14 protein-coding genes are annotated in these 15,084 nt (G+C 62.0%); 10 read left to right on the forward strand and 4 right to left on the reverse strand.

Translation table 11 applies throughout. The annotated features are described in order from the left end of the window. The first annotated feature begins 144 nt into the window (after positions 1 to 144). The 5 genes from JQ574_RS27725 (at position 145) to JQ574_RS27745 (ending at position 7,058) form a co-directional block, all read left to right on the forward strand. A complete protein-coding gene (locus JQ574_RS27725; RefSeq protein WP_212206047.1) occupies positions 145 to 1,455 on the forward strand; it encodes an MFS transporter in 1,311 nt (436 codons plus the stop codon). Positions 1,456 to 1,569: 114 nt separating this feature from the next. Further along, positions 1,570 to 2,970 (forward strand): FAD-dependent tricarballylate dehydrogenase TcuA, encoded by a 1,401-nt coding sequence (tcuA, locus tag JQ574_RS27730; protein WP_212206045.1) that lies wholly within the window; start codon positions 1,570 to 1,572, stop codon positions 2,968 to 2,970. Positions 2,971 to 2,997: 27 nt separating this feature from the next. Next, positions 2,998 to 4,026, forward strand: a complete 1,029-nt coding sequence (locus JQ574_RS27735) for an esterase (protein ID WP_212206043.1) — start codon at positions 2,998 to 3,000, stop codon at positions 4,024 to 4,026. Positions 4,027 to 4,056: 30 nt separating this feature from the next. After that, positions 4,057 to 5,163, forward strand: a complete 1,107-nt coding sequence (gene tcuB, locus JQ574_RS27740; RefSeq protein ID WP_212384088.1) for a tricarballylate utilization 4Fe-4S protein TcuB — start codon at positions 4,057 to 4,059, stop codon at positions 5,161 to 5,163. A 1,460-nt stretch (positions 5,164 to 6,623) separates the two neighbouring features. Next, entirely contained in the window at positions 6,624 to 7,058 is a 435-nt protein-coding gene (locus tag JQ574_RS27745) for a hypothetical protein (RefSeq protein ID WP_212206843.1), read from the forward strand. 67 nt (positions 7,059 to 7,125) lie between these two features. Here the strand turns inward: JQ574_RS27745 and JQ574_RS27750 are convergent, their stop codons facing one another. Further along, positions 7,126 to 8,622 carry a serine hydrolase gene (locus tag JQ574_RS27750; protein ID WP_212206039.1) on the reverse strand — a complete coding sequence of 499 codons (1,497 nt, stop codon included), beginning with the start codon at positions 8,620 to 8,622 and terminating at the stop codon, positions 7,126 to 7,128. A 188-nt stretch (positions 8,623 to 8,810) separates the two neighbouring features. Between JQ574_RS27750 and JQ574_RS27755 the strand changes: the two genes are divergently transcribed. The 3 genes from JQ574_RS27755 (at position 8,811) to JQ574_RS27765 (ending at position 10,587) form a co-directional block, all read left to right on the forward strand. Then, on the forward strand, positions 8,811 to 9,593 hold the full coding sequence (locus tag JQ574_RS27755; protein ID WP_212206038.1) for an HpcH/HpaI aldolase/citrate lyase family protein: 783 nt from the start codon (positions 8,811 to 8,813) through the stop codon (positions 9,591 to 9,593). 69 nt (positions 9,594 to 9,662) lie between these two features. Beyond that, a complete protein-coding gene (locus JQ574_RS27760; protein WP_212206036.1) occupies positions 9,663 to 9,947 on the forward strand; it encodes a hypothetical protein in 285 nt (94 codons plus the stop codon). Positions 9,948 to 10,290: 343 nt separating this feature from the next. After that, positions 10,291 to 10,587, forward strand: coding sequence for an HU family DNA-binding protein (locus JQ574_RS27765; RefSeq protein ID WP_212206028.1), 297 nt, complete (start codon positions 10,291 to 10,293; stop codon positions 10,585 to 10,587). A gap of 36 nt (positions 10,588 to 10,623) precedes the next feature. Here the strand turns inward: JQ574_RS27765 and JQ574_RS27770 are convergent, their stop codons facing one another. The 3 genes from JQ574_RS27770 to JQ574_RS27780 are packed head-to-tail and all read right to left on the reverse strand — an operon-like array spanning position 10,624 to position 13,221. Then, positions 10,624 to 11,037 (reverse strand): Rieske (2Fe-2S) protein, encoded by a 414-nt coding sequence (locus JQ574_RS27770; RefSeq protein WP_211999336.1) that lies wholly within the window; start codon positions 11,035 to 11,037, stop codon positions 10,624 to 10,626. A gap of 4 nt (positions 11,038 to 11,041) precedes the next feature. After that, positions 11,042 to 12,139, reverse strand: coding sequence for an amidohydrolase family protein (locus tag JQ574_RS27775; RefSeq protein ID WP_212384089.1), 1,098 nt, complete (start codon positions 12,137 to 12,139; stop codon positions 11,042 to 11,044). After that, the gene (locus JQ574_RS27780; RefSeq protein WP_212206024.1) at positions 12,136 to 13,221 is read right to left on the reverse strand and encodes an amidohydrolase family protein; all 1,086 of its coding nucleotides are present in this window, start codon (positions 13,219 to 13,221) and stop codon (positions 12,136 to 12,138) included. Before JQ574_RS27780 ends, JQ574_RS27775 begins: the two co-directional genes overlap by 4 nt. A 167-nt stretch (positions 13,222 to 13,388) precedes the next feature. On the opposite strand from JQ574_RS27780, the gene JQ574_RS27785 reads away from it, so the two are divergent. Next, positions 13,389 to 14,369 carry an MBL fold metallo-hydrolase gene (locus tag JQ574_RS27785; RefSeq protein WP_212384090.1) on the forward strand — a complete coding sequence of 327 codons (981 nt, stop codon included), beginning with the start codon at positions 13,389 to 13,391 and terminating at the stop codon, positions 14,367 to 14,369. 6 nt (positions 14,370 to 14,375) lie between these two features. Continuing rightward, the gene (locus JQ574_RS27790; RefSeq protein ID WP_212206018.1) at positions 14,376 to 14,858 is read left to right on the forward strand and encodes a CinA family protein; all 483 of its coding nucleotides are present in this window, start codon (positions 14,376 to 14,378) and stop codon (positions 14,856 to 14,858) included. Positions 14,859 to 15,084 lie beyond the last annotated feature (226 nt).

Consider the following 15,084-nt stretch of genomic DNA (forward strand, 5'->3'; position numbering starts at 1 on the left):
ACATTCCGCGTTCTCAGGGCACCCTCCACCTTTTGCGGGTTGCCGCCACGCCCAACTGTGCCAAATTGTCGCACCAAGCAGGCTAACTGTCTCGGTGAACGAGACTTTTTGCGCCGGCGGCAAGGGTAGCGGGAGGACGGCGTCATGGCGCAGGCAAGTGGTTCGGAAATACCGCAAATCAAATCGCGTATCGGCGCCATCCTGCGTGCGACCAGCGGCAATTTCCTCGAGCAATTCGATTTCTTCCTGTTCGGATTTTACGCCAGCGCCATCGCGAAGGCGTTCTTTCCTGCCCAGAACGAAACGGCGGCGCTGCTCAATGCTTTCGGCGTGTTCTGGCTCGGCGCGCTGATGCGCCCGGTCGGTGCCATCGTGCTCGGCGCCTATATCGACCGCATCGGCCGGCGTCAGGGTTTGATCGTGACGCTCGCGATCATGGCGATCGGGACGGTCGTGATCGCCTTCTGTCCGGGGTATGAGACGATCGGCATCGCCGCTCCAATCATCGTGCTGCTTGGCCGGCTGCTGCAGGGATTTTCCGCCGGCGTCGAACTCGGCGGCGTCTCGGTCTATCTGGCGGAGATTGCCACCCCCGGCAACCGGGGCTTCTACACCTCGTTTCAATCTTCCAGCCAGCAGGTCGCGATTTTTGTTGCCGCGATCCTCGGCTATGTGCTGAGCGAGGTGATGCCGGCCGAAACGGTTGCGGCGTGGGGCTGGCGCATTCCATTCTTCATCGGCTGCCTCATCATTCCCTTCATTTTCGTGCTGCGGCGAACGCTCGAAGAGACGCCCGCCTTCCTGGCCATGAAGAAGCATCCGACCGCATCGGAGGTGTTCGCGTCGGCGGTGGCAAACTGGCGCATCGTCGTTCTCGGCATGATGATGGCGGTGTTGACCACGACGACCTTCTACTTCGTCACCGTCTACACGCCGACCTTCGGCAAGACGGTGCTGAAGCTGTCGACGCCGGACGCCCTCCTCGTCACCCTCTTGGTGGCCGTCACCAATTTCATCTGGAATCCGGTCGGCGGCGCGCTGTCCGACCGGATCGGGCGCAAGCCGGTGTTGCTGGCGATTGCATGTCTGGCCCTGCTGACCGCCTATCCGGCACTGCACTGGCTGATCGCGGCGCCCACCTTCGGCAAGATGCTGGCCGTCGAAATGATGTTCTCGTTCTACTTCGGCGTTTACAGCGGCACCATGCTGGGCGCGCTGGTCGAGGTGGTGCCGGCGCATGTCCGAACCACCTGTTTCTCGCTGGCCTTTGCGCTCGCCGCGGGCCTGTTCGGGACGTTTACGCCATTTGCATCGACCTGGCTGATCGGTCGCACCGGCGACAAGGCATCCCCCGCCTACTGGCTGATGTGCGCCGCGGCGCTCGGCATCATCGCAGCGCTCGCGATCTATCGCGGCGGAGAAACCATCGCGACCCGCGACGCCGTTCCCGCCTAGAACATTGCAGGGAAATCCTGACGGACCATTCCGCGATGCGCGCCGTATCCGACATTGTCGCATGTCGCGCGTCCGCCAATTTGATTTCCATGCAAACAACGATAACAAGAGCGCATGGTGGATTTGAAACGCAGGTTCGATGTTCTGGTGATCGGTGGCGGCAACGCCGCGCTGTGCGCCGCGATCAGCGCCCGCAGGGCCGGCGCCTCGGTGCTGGTGCTGGAGGGCGCGCCGAAATTCTACCGCGGCGGCAATACCCGCCACACCCGCAACATGCGCTGCGCCCATGACGCGGCGACCGACATTCTCACCGGGCCCTACACCGAAGAGGAATTCTGGCAGGATCTGTTGCTGGTGACCGGCGGCGAGACCGACGAAGAGCTGGCAAAATTCATGATCCGGGAGTCCAAGGACATCCTGGACTGGATCGTCGAACAGGGCGTGCGCTGGCAGCCGTCGCTCGGCGGCACGCTCAGCCTCGGCCGCACCAATTCGTTCTTCCTCGGCGGCGGCCGCGCGATGCTGAACGCGCTGTATCTGACCGCCGAACAGCTCGGCGTCCAGATCATCTATGACGCGGAGGTCGCTGATCTCCACATCGAGGACGGCATGTTCCTGGCGGCTCACCTGAAGCAGCCGATCGATGGGGCCACCGAAATCCGCGCCTCGGCGCTGGTCGCCGCGGCCGGCGGGTTTGAGGCCAACATCGAATGGCTCAAGGAGTATTGGGGCGAGGCGGCCGACAACTTTCTCATTCGCGGCACGCCCTATAACCGCGGCTCGATCCTGAAAATGCTGCTGGCCAAGGGCGTGCAGGACATCGGCGACCCCACGCAATGCCATGCGGTCGCGATCGACGCCCGCGCGCCGAAATTCGACGGCGGCATCATCACGCGGCACGACTCGGTGGTATTCGGTATCGTCGTCAACAAGCACGCCCAGCGCTTCTACGACGAGGGCGAGGACATCTGGCCGAAGCGGTACGCGATCTGGGGCCGGCTGGTGGCGGCCCAGCCTGACCAGATCGCCTACATCATTTTCGATTCGGCCGTGGTCACGAGCTTCATGCCGACGCTGTTCCCGCCGATCGCGGGCGGCACCATCGCCGAACTCGCGGGAAAACTCGAACTCGATCCGGCCGCGCTGGAAAAGACCATCACCGATTTCAACGCCGCGGTGCAGCCCGGTACGTTCGATCACACCATCCTGGATGACTGCCGCACCGAAGGCATCACGCCGCAAAAAACGCATTGGGCCCGCAAGATCGAGGCCGCGCCCTACCTCGCCTATCCGGTGCGGCCCGGCATTACGTTTACCTATCTCGGCACCCGCGTGAACAAGCAGTCGCGCATGCTGATGAAGGACGGCAAGCCTTCCGCCAACATGTTCGCCGCCGGCGAGATCATGGCCGGCAACGTGCTCGGCAAGGGTTATGCCGCCGGCATCGGCATGACCATCGGAAGCGTGTTCGGACGGGTGGCGGGACGGGAAGCGGCGAAAAATGCGAGAAACTAACGGCCGCCAAGACTCATGGGAGGGTTCATGTCGCGATTTGCGTTTGTATCCGTTGCAGCGCTCCTGATGATGGGCGCGGCCAATGCCGCCGAGCCGATCGCGTTGCGTGACATGGGCTCGTTCCATGTCGGCGGACGGCTGGTCGAAATCTCCGGCAAGCCGGTCAAGGAAGTGACGTTCACGCCGGGCGGCGTGCCGGCAAAGGTCGACCCGAACGGCACCTACCAGGTCGAGCAGATGTACGTGCAGTATTTTCTGCCCGCCGTTGAGAAGGGCGCCTATCCGCTTTTGATGTGGCACGGCGGCGGCTTGACCGGCGTCACCTACGAGACCACGCCGGACGGACGCGAGGGCTGGCTGAACTATTTTCTGCGCAAGGGCTGGGCCGTCTACAATTCGGATGCCGTCGAGCGCGGCCGCGCCGGCTGGGCGCAATACCCTGATATCTTCAAGAGCGAGCCGGTCTTCCTCACCACAGCCAATCCGTTCGAACGCTTTCGCATCGGCGACGGCGCCGGTTCCTACAATGCCGATCCGGCCAAGCGCAAACTGCTGGCGGGCAATCAGTTTCCGAACGACGGCTATGAGAACTTCGTCAAGCAGAACGTGCCGCGCTGGACCACCACCGATGATGCGATCATTGCCGCCTATATCGCCGAGATCGACCGCGTCGGCCCCTCCATCATCCTGTTTCACAGCCAGGCCGGCAGTTTCGGCTTCAAGGTGGCGCAGGCGCGGCCCGACAAGGTCAAGGCGCTGATCGCGATCGAACCCGCCGGGGTCGGCGATCCCGCCAAGGTCGAAAGCTTGAAGAACATTCCGACGCTGATGGTCTATGGCGACTATATCGAGCAGGACGCGCGCTGGCCGAAGATCCGCGCCACCGGCGTCGCCTTTGCGGAAAGCATCAAGGCCGCCGGCGGCAGCGTCGATGTCGTCGACCTGCCGAAGGCCGGCATCAAGGGCAATTCGCACATGGTGATGATGGACAAGAACAATGCCGAGGTCGCAGCCCTGATCCAGAAATGGCTCGAGGGCAAGGGCCTCACCAAGTAACGCATACTTTACGGAAGAGAGCACCGCGCAATGCACGGAACGAGAATTCTGGAGGAGGCGGACCGCCTGATGACGGTCTGCAATTCCTGCCGCTATTGCGAGGGGCTCTGCGCGGTGTTTCCGGCGATGGAAATGCGCCGCGCGTTTTCCGACGGCGACCTCAATTACCTCGCCAACCTCTGCCACGGCTGCGGCGCGTGCTACACCGATTGCCAGTTCTCGCCGCCGCACGAGTTCAACGTCAATGTGCCGCAGACGCTTGCCGTCGCGCGGAACGAATCCTACGCAGCTTACGTCTGGCCCCGCGCCTTTTCCGGCGCCTTCGCGCGCAACGGCCTCGTGATCAGCATCGTTGCCGCGCTCAGCGTCGCCGCCTTCATCTTCGGCTTTGCCGCCTTCCACGACCGGCAAGTGCTGTTCGGCGTCCACACCGGCCCCGGCGCGTTCTACAAATTGATGCCGCACAACGCGATGGCGGCGCTGTTCGGCGCCGCTTTCCTCTATGCGATCGTGGCGCTGGTCATGGGCGTGCGCGCGTTCTGGCGCGATATCGGCGAGCCCGTCGGCATGCGCGCCGATGCGGGCTCGATCTGGCAGGCGATCCGCGACGCGGGCGAGTTGCGTTATCTCGATGGCGGCGGCGTCGGCTGCTTCAACGAGGACGATCGCCCGACCGACCGCCGCAAGATCTATCACCACCTCACCTTCTACGGTTTCGGGCTGTGCTTTGCCTCGACCAGTGTCGCGACATTCTATCATTATTTTCTGGCGCGTCAGGCGCCCTATCCGTGGTGGGACCTGCCTGTCGTGTTGGGTACGCTCGGCGGCATTGGCTTGCTGATCGGGCCCGTGGGACTGCTCCTCGAAAAATGGAAGCGCGATCCTGTGCTGGTCGATGAAAAACGCCTCGGCATGGATGTCGCGTTCATCGTCATGCTGTTCCTCACCAGCCTGACCGGCATGGCGCTCTTGTTCCTGCGCGCAACGCCGGCGATGGGTCCGCTACTGGCGCTGCATCTCGGCGTGGTGTTCTCGCTGTTCATCACCATGCCTTATGGAAAGTTCGTGCATGGCATTTATCGGTTCGTCGCCCTGGTGCGTTATGCGCGCGAGCGGCGGATGATGGGGCATGTTTGACACCGTCATTGTGCTCCGTTCTCTCCACTCGTCGTCCCGGCCTTGAGCCGGGACCCATACGCCGCGGCGCTCGTTGTTTGGGAAGGTATCTAACGCCGGCGTTCTCGCCGACGGGCCGCGGCGTATGGGTCCCGGGTCAAGCCCGGGACGACGGCCGTGATTGTAGATGCGCAATCATTCAAAACGCAACTTCGCGTTCTCGCGACGCATTGCGCCCGAGCTTTGCCAGAAATTCCTTGCCCTCCAATGAGAGGGCGCAGGGAAGACCGGGTGCGCGCTGCACCCGCGGTCCCGTGTGCGGATTGCACAAAGCAAAATGCACACGAGCATACAGGGCAGCGGAGAACACCCGGCCTTCCCTGCGCAATGGCTTTACGGCTTATGCCGTGCTCTCCCCGGAGACGAGTTCTTGGTTGACTCCGTCGCTGCCGGTTCAGCTCTCGCCTACCCGACAGCTTGACACCTGCAACGGGTGCCAGGACCACACGGTTTTGCCGTACGCTTAGTCCACGCCATCGTCTCAGCGCAAACCAGCGTCCACCGCAACCCGCCCAACGTCCGTGACGACGGCCGACGCCCTTCTGAGTAGGACGGGATGGGCAGATATGTGCACCTGATTTTCATTCTGGTAAACAGAAATATTTTTTATATCGGGGCTTGACACGACTTCCGCAAATCGGAAGTGATTTGCCCGTCGGGTCAGAATGTCGCACTCAGCCGTCATTGCGAGCCACCGGGTCGCGCGAATGCGCGCCCGATGGCTCGCAATGACGCGGAGCGAAGCAACGTCCCGCAGCGCGAGATCCGAGAAAGGCCCGTTGCGGACAAGCCTTCGTTGCCGCATCATCCAGATCATGAACACTCACATACGCTACCTTACCCATCCGCAGGTGAAGAACGCAGATCATCTCCAGCGGAGAGCTAAAGGCAAACGGGCGACGTACTTTTCGTGGGCCACGGCGCTGTAGGGACTCTATTGTTCTGCCACTATTCCGGTTTTGCGATTGATCGAACGCACGACCAACCCGCTGGCGGCGGTCATTACTTCACGTTCGTCAAGGACGGACGACACGTACTTCATCCATGGCGTGCGATGGAATACTGACCCGGCCAAAAAGGGACATTCCCTGCTTGACCTGATATGCAAGAGGCCGCCAACGGAGACGGCCCGTGGCTTGTCTTGTCTGTGTGCCGAACAGGATGGTACCGGGCCACATGGTTCGGACCGCCTGCGGCGTAGCCGCACGGGTTTACCCACGGCCTCTCGCCGATCCGCGAGCTGGCCGCGGACTTATCTTCAGGTCGGCTTTGCGGCATTCGCGCCACTTCCGGTCTACCCCACAAGCAGACATAATCGAGCACCGCGGCATGTCTCAAACGTGCCAAACTCGGACGTGCGAACTGTCCAACGATCGCCATGAACGCCGGCGAGTTTGGGCGCACAAACCAATCGGACCACCATGTCCCCTAGCTCCAAGACCAGTATCGCCAAGAAAGCTCGCACCAAAGCCGAGGCGGATTTTGCCACCTGGCTCATGATGGCCAAGCTCGGTGGTTTCGATGACCTTCCGTCAAACGCTCAGAGCTTTCTGACCAACTATAGAATCCGGCTCGAGACGATGAGCGAGGCCGAGTCCACGGCCCTGGCCGTTCGCGAGGTCTATGGCGCCTATTACAGCGAGATGGGAGGCGTGGGCACGGCCCCGGAACCACAGGCCCGCACCGCAACGTCAGAGGGCAAAGACGTGCGGCCCCAGAGACGGCCCAAACCTCAGCCCGGTCTGCCGGCCGCGCGCGATTCGACGAGGCCAGTGATCCGAAAATCCCTTCCGGCACTGCTGATTTTCGCGAGCATGGTGGCTGCGATTGTCGCATTTGGATTTCTGGCGCAGTAATGCCCGCGGATGGTGTGCGGGGACGTAGCGCTGCTCACAGCAACCGCAGCTGCGACTTTGGCATGATTCACTTCTGGGCCCCGGGCTTTTGTGCTCTTGGCACGGCCTCGATCAACAGCGCGAGCGCCTTGTCGAAGCCTGAAGCGGCGTAAGATTCGCCCCGAGAGTGCCCGAGACGCACGACGACGAGATCGTGCGAGGGAATAATCAGCGTGGTCTGCCCGCCAGCGCCCGCCATGTAATAGGCATCGCGCGGGACTGGAAATTGCCCGTCGCTGTTGAGCCAGAAAAAAGCGCCATAGATCGGCCGATTGTCCGCGGCCCAGGCCGGCGCAGGCGTGCTGACGAATGTGGTGTAGCCCTCCGGGAGAATGCGCTCACCGTTCCAGACGCCGCCCTGAAGATAGAGATTGCCAAGCCGCGCCCAATCGCGCCCGGAGCCCACCTCATAACCTTGCCCCAGAAAATTTCCGAACGGATCAGTTTCGATCACCATGGTACGGATGCCGAGCTTGTCGAACAGCACCCGCTGAGGAAATGAGAGATATTCGTCGCCGCGTTTTTCAACACCGAGCCGGATCAGATAGTTGATCAGGACCGGATCGGTGTTGCGATAGCGTCCGACCGTGTTGGGAGGCCATTGCAATGGCCGTGTTGCCGCGTAGCGAAAGGAATCGACGCCGCCGGTATAAAGATAGACGTGATCCGGGTAAGGCCCGGTTGGGTCATAATCCGGGTCTTGGGGCGCCCTGATCCGGAGCCCGCTCGACATGTGAAGAAGATCTGCAATGCGTATTTTGGCGCGCGGGTCGCCGGGCGTTTGCCATTCAGGGACCGGTGCCGGCTGGTTCAAATCGTAGACGCCGTCCTTGACCAGAATGCCAAAGAGCGTTGCCGTAACACTCTTGCCCATGGACCAGCCTTCGAGCGCCGTCTGCGCCGTAACGGCTTCCGCGTAGCGCTCGGCAATGAGGCGGCCTTTCCACGTCACAACGAACGCCGCAGTCAATGCTTCGGCCGGCTGGAACGCGGCATTCACGGCAGCTGTGAGTTTCTCGGCGTCGATTTCTGCCGCCAACGGATCCTGCGGCAGCATATCGCCCATGGGCCACAATTGGGTCTCCGGATCGGGCAATCGGCTGGTGACGGCGACCGGCTTGAAACTCATGGCGCTCTCGCCGATCGGGAGCGCGACGCACCCCTGGCTCCCGAGATATTTGGCCGTCCGGGTCACGCCGTTAGGGAGCGTGACGTGGACCGCCTTGTTGACGCGATCGATGACCGGCTTGCCGAGCTTCGCGCGCTGCCGGTAGGGCGCCGTGAAAAACCCGACATTTCCGGCCGCGAAATCGGGCGCAAGGCCGGTCAAGAATACAGCTGAGCACATCACCTTCGCATATCCGGCGGCATGATGCATCAGGGGATCGCCTGGCGGCGGCACATAGGGCGTATCGAGTTCGAATGATCTCGCGCGGGCGATCAGCGCGTCCTGGGTGGGAGCCTGCGCCCCCGTAGCCGTAGCGGTGAGAGCCACCAGGATCGTCACCAGAAGACACTTCTTCATGATCGTTCCCGCGAAACGAACAAAATCGTTTGGTTCAATTGCTGCGCATGCAACGCATCAATATAACCTAACGCGTATCTGCGTGAGAGGCTGGACCAGCCCTCGCGGCGCAGGATATCAGATCGGTGGCCCGGCTGCGTTGCCGTGTTCGCCATGCCGGGCGCGTGAACATATCGGGGAGAAAGCCGTTGCGTCCAAACCCAATCAAACCACGGCTTGCGGCCGGCGGCTGCGCGTTTGGAACGATGACGTTCGAGTTCTTCACGCCCGGCTATCCTTCGATCTGCCGCGAGGCCGGCGCCGAGTTCATCCTCTACGACATGGAGCATTCGGGCGTCGGCTTCGAGACCATGAAGGCGCAGTTCGCATTCTGCCGCGGGCTCGACCTGGTGCCGCTGGTGCGCGTTCCCTCCGGCGACTATCATCACATCGCCCGCGCGCTCGACATCGGCGCGATGGGCATCATGGTGCCGATGGTCGAAACCTCTGAGCAGGCCAGGGCCATCGTTGGTTGCACGAAATATCCGCCCGTCGGGCGTCGCGGCGCCGCATTCAATGTCGCGGCACATGACGACTATGCCGGCGGCGCCGAGACCGACAAGATCGCCGAGGCGAATGCGCGCACGATGGTGATCGCGCTGGTGGAGACCTCTGACGGCATCGAGAACGTCGATGCGATCGCGGCGGTCGATGGCGTCGACGTGGTCTGGCTCGGCCACTACGATCTGACGAACTTCATGGGCATCCCGGGGCAGTTCGACAATCCGAAATTCCACAGCGCTGTCGATAGGCTGGTCAAGGCTTGCGAGAAACACGGCAAGACGCCAGGCTTCCTCGCCGGCGACGAGAAGTGGGCGCGCGATTTCCGCGCCAAAGGCTTTCGCATGATCGCCTACGGCGTCGATACGCTATTGATGCAGCGCGCGCTCGCCGACGGCATCAAGCTGCTGCAAGGGACATTGAAGCCATAGCGGCAAGGGCGACGTTTCGCGACGAGCTCCGCCAATTTCGGTGGGCAACAGGATAAAGCAGATCAAGCCATGGGTGTGTTTACCGAAGAAGTGGAGACGATCTTCGAAGGACATCAGATCGCATGCAGCGCGGTCCCGGATATGGAGAAGGCGGGACGGATGATCTTGAAGCTGTACATCGACGGGCAGCTGGTTGAATCATCCTCCGGTGTGTCTCTTTACAGCCGCACGGCCTTGCTGTGTGGCGCGTTGAAGACGGCAGAAGCCAACCGGGTTGTGGAAATTTATGCGTCCGGGTTTTTCATGAAGCGATTGAATATCCATGTCGACGGCAGGCACATAGCGCGAAGCTAACGACTGTTGCCTGCATCTGTCATCGCGACAGCGGGATTTTGTTGTGTCATTGCAAGATGATCCGGGCAGAATTATCAGCGCCTGACCTCGCAGGACGCCAGTGGTATCAGCGACTTTACCAGCCTCTTGCAGGTGCCGATCGATCCGGAAGCGGTTCCCCACAGGCCTATCTACGCCTTGCGTTTTGGGCGTCGATAGGTTTTAAGCCCGGTAGCTTTCATGACCGCAGCCATGAACGGGAAGCGATTTGCGTGGCCTTGCCGCGCTCCAGACCGAGTTATGCAACCAGCGTAGCGCGTGCGCTTCAATCCGTTCTCTCCCACACACAGAAAGGTAATTTTCAATGGCCAAGATGACCAAGAATCAGTTGATCGATGCAATCGCAGAGGGAACGCAGCTTTCCAAGAATGACGTCAAGGCCGTCATCGAGCAGATGGCCACCGTCGGCTACAAGGAGCTGAATGAATCCGGTGAGTTCGTCATTCCCGGCTTCGTCAAAATGTCTGTCGTCAACAAGCCGGCGACTGAAGCGCGCAGCGGCATCAATCCGTTCACGAAAGAGCCGATGGAGTTCGCGGCCAAGCCGGCCAGCAAGTCGGTCAAGGCGTCGCCGCTGAAGGTTGCCAAAGACGCTGTTTGACGGCGATGCGGCCGGCGTTCACGGGAACGGCGGCCGCTACAGATCGACCACCACGTAATCGCTCTCGACCGACACCGCGATCGTTTCGGCAACATACGGCCCCTTCACCACGTTGGTGCCGGGCTCGACATTGACGGGATAGGCTTTGACGCGGAAGCGCTTGGGGTCGCAGTAGGACTGGCCCGTGCGGATGTCGAATTCCCAGCCGTGCCAGGGGCAGCGGATGATTTCCCCGAGTTTTGTATATTCGATCTCGCCGGGATCAGAGGAAGTCGCGAGCCCGATCAGCGGGCCTTCGCACAAGGCCGCGCCCTGATGCGGGCAGCGGTTCAACAGGCCGAAGAACTCGCCCTTGACGTTGAAGATCGCGATCGGCCGCTCGTCGATGGTGAGAAATTTTCGTGTGCCCGGCGGCAACTCGTCCACCGGGGCAATGACATGCCGCGCCATCAGATTATCCGTACAGCTTCTTCGCATTGTCGAGATAGAACGCCTGCTTGTTGGCGTCGCTGACGCCGGGCGGCAGCACGCGCGAGGGCTCGTCGAAATCCCAGTGCGGGTAGTCGGTCGCGAACAACAGCTTGTCCCAGCCGATCCATTCGATCACCTCGAACAGATGCTCGCGGCGTTCCGGATCTTCCATCGGCTGCGTGGTCCACCAGATGTGATCGCGGATATATTCCGACGGGCGGCGCTTCAAATGCGGCACCTCGCTGCGCAGCCGGTCGAAACTCTTGTCCAGCCGCCAGGAAAGCGACGGCGCCCAGCCGAAGCCGGCCTCGATCATCACCATCTTCAGTTTCGGATAGCGCTCGAACACGCCCTCGAGCACCAGGCTTGCGAGCGCGGTCTGCTGGCACTGCGAATGGCCGACCATCTCCTCGATGTAAAAACTCGGCCAACCGGAAGCTGTGATGGGATTGCCGCCGAAGCCGAAGGCATGGACGCCGACGGGAAGGCCGATCTCCTGCGCCGCCTCATAGATCGGCCAGTAGCGTCGCTGGCCGAGCGGCTCGACATTGCGGCTCAGCAAAAGCACCTGCACGAAATTCTTGTCGCCGGCGCGTTTGCGGATCTCGGCGGCGGCGGTGGGGCCGTCTTCATTGCCGACGACGATCGAACCTTTGAGACGGGAATCCTTGCTGGTCCATTTCTCGATCTGCCAGTCGTTGATCGCGGTCGCCAATGCTGCGCTGAGATCGTGGTTGCGCAGGCCCTGCCCGGTGTCGAGTGGATTGAGCACGCCGAGCGCGACATTGTAGGGGTCGAGCAGCTGCTTCTGCATGAAGGACAGCGAGGAGCCTTGTTTGCCGCCTTCCGGCGGATAGGCGTCGCGGCGCGAGGCGTTCGGCTGCGCCTTCGGATAGGGCGGGCCTTCCATCATGCCCTGATAGGCGTGCTTGCCGTAGGTTTCGAGATGCGAATGCCAGCGTTTTGCCAGGAACGGATAAAGCTCGGTCCCGGTGGCGCGCGCGGGATGGATGTCGCAATCGGCGATCGCGGTCTTGACGCTAGTGGAAGCGGCCGGGTCGGCGCGAAACTGCACATTCATGGCGTTGCCTCCTTGAGCGCGGGCTGCGTGAGACGAGGATAGGCCGCGTGCGGATTGTCGATCATGATCTTGCGAACAAGATCTTGCGAAATGCCCTCCGGCAGCACCTCGTCGCCGTCGAATTGCCAGTGCGGATAGTCGGTTGAGAATAGGAGCAATTCGTCCGACTGCATATGGTCGAACAGGCGATTTAACGTGGCGGGATCCGGCGGCGCGTCGACCGGCTGCAGCGAGAAGCGGATGTTGCTGCGCACAATTTCCAGCGGCGCACGGTCGACCCAGGGCGTTTCCATCCGCACCCCGCGCCAGAACTTGTGCAGCCGCCACAGGAATGACGGCAGCCAGGTGAAGCCACTTTCCAGCATCACCATCTTCAGCTTCGGATGCCGGGCGAACACGCCCTCGACGATCAGGCTGGTCAACTGGGTCTGGAACGCCTGCGCCTGCGCGACGTAATCCTCGACATGATAGGAACCCCAGCCGACCGAGGTCGGCGGATTGTGATAGGCGGATCCGGCATGGATGCCGATGGCCAGCCCGAGCCGCTCGGCGGCGGCATAGATCGGCCAATAGGCGCGCTTGCCGAGCGGCATGTCGCCCATCACGAGCATCAGCACCTGAACGAAGCGCGGGTCCTTGGCACAGCGCTCGATCTCGGCGACTGATTTTTCCACGCTCTGGGTCGGGATCACGATCGAGCCGCGCAGGCGGGAATCCTTGTCGAGCCACTCCTTCACCAGCCAGTCATTCAGCGCGCGGCAGAAGGCGTCCTGCATGTCCTCGGAAAACACCATTTGCACGCCATACAAGGGATTGCAGATGCCGTAGCTGACCTGAAACCGATCGAGCGCCTGCTTTTGCATGTCGCTGAGGCTGGAGCCGGGCTTGCCCTGCGCCGGACGCCAATCGGGGCGCGCGCTGATCGGCGAATTGGCCGGATAGGATTGCGACACCAGATCGGTCATGCCGCGCGTCGTCACCTGGTCGCGCCAGTAGTCGTTCATATACGGCAGCAGGCTGGTCAGATGGGGCACGGCGGGATGCAGGTCGCAATCCACGCCGCCTGCGATCGGTGACGTCATGATGTTCCCACTTGCATGTTTCCTCGCGCCCGCGGTCTCACGGCATCTTGTAAGCCACGCCGCTTGGTTCTTTGGCCGCATTCAAGCAGGCTGACCGGCGCGCCGCAACTCGGCAAACGCTAGCCCCCTGTGCTAGGAAAACATGGGTCGGCCCTTGGGAGATGTTGATGATTCGGACTGGAAGTACGGTGGTTGCCATCACCCTGTTGCTGGCCGGCGCGGTAGCCGCGCAGACCGCGCCCCCTGCACCGCCTGCCGCACCCCCGCCGGTCGATTTCTCCAAGGTCGAGATCAAGACCACCGATCTCGGCGACAACGTCTACATGCTCGAGGGCCAGGGCGGGAACATCACGGTGGCGGTCGGCAAGACCGGCATCATCATGGTCGACGGCCAGTTCGCGCCGCTGCACGACAAGATCAAGGCCGCGATATCGACCATCTCCAACCTGCCGATCAAATACCTCATCAACACGCATTATCACGGCGACCACACCGGCGGGAATGAAGCCTTCGCCAAGGACGGCGTCACCATCGTTTCCGACGTCAACGTCAAGATTCGCCTGGCGGAGGGCACCACCAACGGCCTGACCGGCGTCAAGACGCCGCCGGCCGCAGCCGGCGCGCTGCCGAAGAAGACCTATGCCGGCGGCACGCTCAAGATCAGGATTCCCGGCCGCGTCGCCAATCTCAAGCATATCGCCCACGCCCATACCGACGGCGATACCTATGTGTGGTTCAAGACCGCCAATGTGCTGTCGACCGGCGACACCTTCACCAATGGCCGCTATCCCAACATCGACTTCGCCAATGGCGGCAACATCAGGGGCATGATCGCGGCGGCTGATGCCTATCTCAAAATGACCAACGCCAAGAGCCGCATCGTGCCGGGCCACGGCCCGATCGCCGACAAGGCGGCGCTAGCCGAATATCGCGCCATGCTGGTCACCGCGCGGGACCGCATGGCGAAGCTGGTCAAGGAAGGCAAGAGCGAAGACGACGTGCTGGCCGCAAAACCGTTCGCCGATCTCGACAAGAAATGGGCGCCGACGGAGCTCGCCTCCACGAATTTCATTCGCGTCGTCTATCATTCGCTGGCGGACAAGCCTGACAGGAAGTCGGTGCTGAAACGCATGCTGCGCCGGAGTTGAGAACAGATGAAAGAACTCGTTGGTATCGCCGAGAAGATCGCCGCCAGACTGATCGAACGGAAACAGACGATTGCGATCGCGGAATCCTCCACCGGCGGCCTGATCTCGGCGGCGCTGCTGTCGGTGCCCGGGGCATCCGCCTATTTCCTCGGCGGCGGCGTGGTCTACACCCGCGACGCGCGGCGCATCCTGATGGACATTTCCGATGAGGCGATGAAAGGCCTCCGCTCGGCGTCGGAGCCCTATGCGAAGCTGCTGGCGGGCCAGGTGCGCCAGCGTTTCGCCACCGATTGGGGCCTGTCCGAGACCGGCGCCGCCGGGCCGACCGGCAACCGCTATGGCGACGCCGCCGGCCACAGCTGCTTGGCGGTCGCGGGCCCGCAGAATGCGGTGTTCACGCTCGAGACCGGCAGCGCAGACCGGCAGGCGAACATGCAGAAGTTCGCGGCCACGGCGCTGGGCCTGCTGCTGGAGAATGTGTCGAAGTAGGTATTTCCTCCATCGTCGTCCCGGCGGACGCAGATGCGCAATTGCGCATCGGGGGACCCATACCGCGTGGTCTCTCGATGAAGCCTCGGTAGCAGAGGCCTTTCGCAAAACTTCTCCCTGTGGTTATGGGTCCCGGCGTTCGCCCTAGAGCATGCACACATCTGATGTCGGGGATTCCCGAATCGGCATTTTGTGTGATTCATATTGTGACACTTCGGCTTTGGCA

Origin of the sequence: Bradyrhizobium sp. AUGA SZCCT0158 (assembly GCF_018130065.1) — a bacterium.
Taxonomy (GTDB): domain Bacteria; phylum Pseudomonadota; class Alphaproteobacteria; order Rhizobiales; family Xanthobacteraceae; genus Bradyrhizobium.

Excerpts from the sequence above, each read along its gene's own strand:
- JQ574_RS27725 (WP_212206047.1), top strand. The coding sequence starts at position 145 with ATGGCGCAGGCAAGTGGTTCGGAAATACCGCAAATCAAATCGCGTATC.
- tcuA (WP_212206045.1), top strand. The coding sequence starts at position 1,570 with ATGGTGGATTTGAAACGCAGGTTCGATGTTCTGGTGATCGGTGGCGGC.
- JQ574_RS27735 (WP_212206043.1), top strand. The coding sequence starts at position 2,998 with ATGTCGCGATTTGCGTTTGTATCCGTTGCAGCGCTCCTGATGATGGGC.
- tcuB (WP_212384088.1), top strand. The coding sequence starts at position 4,057 with ATGCACGGAACGAGAATTCTGGAGGAGGCGGACCGCCTGATGACGGTC.
- JQ574_RS27745 (WP_212206843.1), top strand. The coding sequence starts at position 6,624 with ATGTCCCCTAGCTCCAAGACCAGTATCGCCAAGAAAGCTCGCACCAAA.
- JQ574_RS27750 (WP_212206039.1), bottom strand. The coding sequence starts at position 8,622 with ATGAAGAAGTGTCTTCTGGTGACGATCCTGGTGGCTCTCACCGCTACG.
- JQ574_RS27760 (WP_212206036.1), top strand. The coding sequence starts at position 9,663 with ATGGGTGTGTTTACCGAAGAAGTGGAGACGATCTTCGAAGGACATCAG.
- JQ574_RS27765 (WP_212206028.1), top strand. The coding sequence starts at position 10,291 with ATGGCCAAGATGACCAAGAATCAGTTGATCGATGCAATCGCAGAGGGA.
- JQ574_RS27770 (WP_211999336.1), bottom strand. The coding sequence starts at position 11,037 with ATGGCGCGGCATGTCATTGCCCCGGTGGACGAGTTGCCGCCGGGCACA.
- JQ574_RS27775 (WP_212384089.1), bottom strand. The coding sequence starts at position 12,139 with ATGAATGTGCAGTTTCGCGCCGACCCGGCCGCTTCCACTAGCGTCAAG.
- JQ574_RS27780 (WP_212206024.1), bottom strand. The coding sequence starts at position 13,221 with ATGACGTCACCGATCGCAGGCGGCGTGGATTGCGACCTGCATCCCGCC.
- JQ574_RS27785 (WP_212384090.1), top strand. The coding sequence starts at position 13,389 with ATGATTCGGACTGGAAGTACGGTGGTTGCCATCACCCTGTTGCTGGCC.
- JQ574_RS27790 (WP_212206018.1), top strand. The coding sequence starts at position 14,376 with ATGAAAGAACTCGTTGGTATCGCCGAGAAGATCGCCGCCAGACTGATC.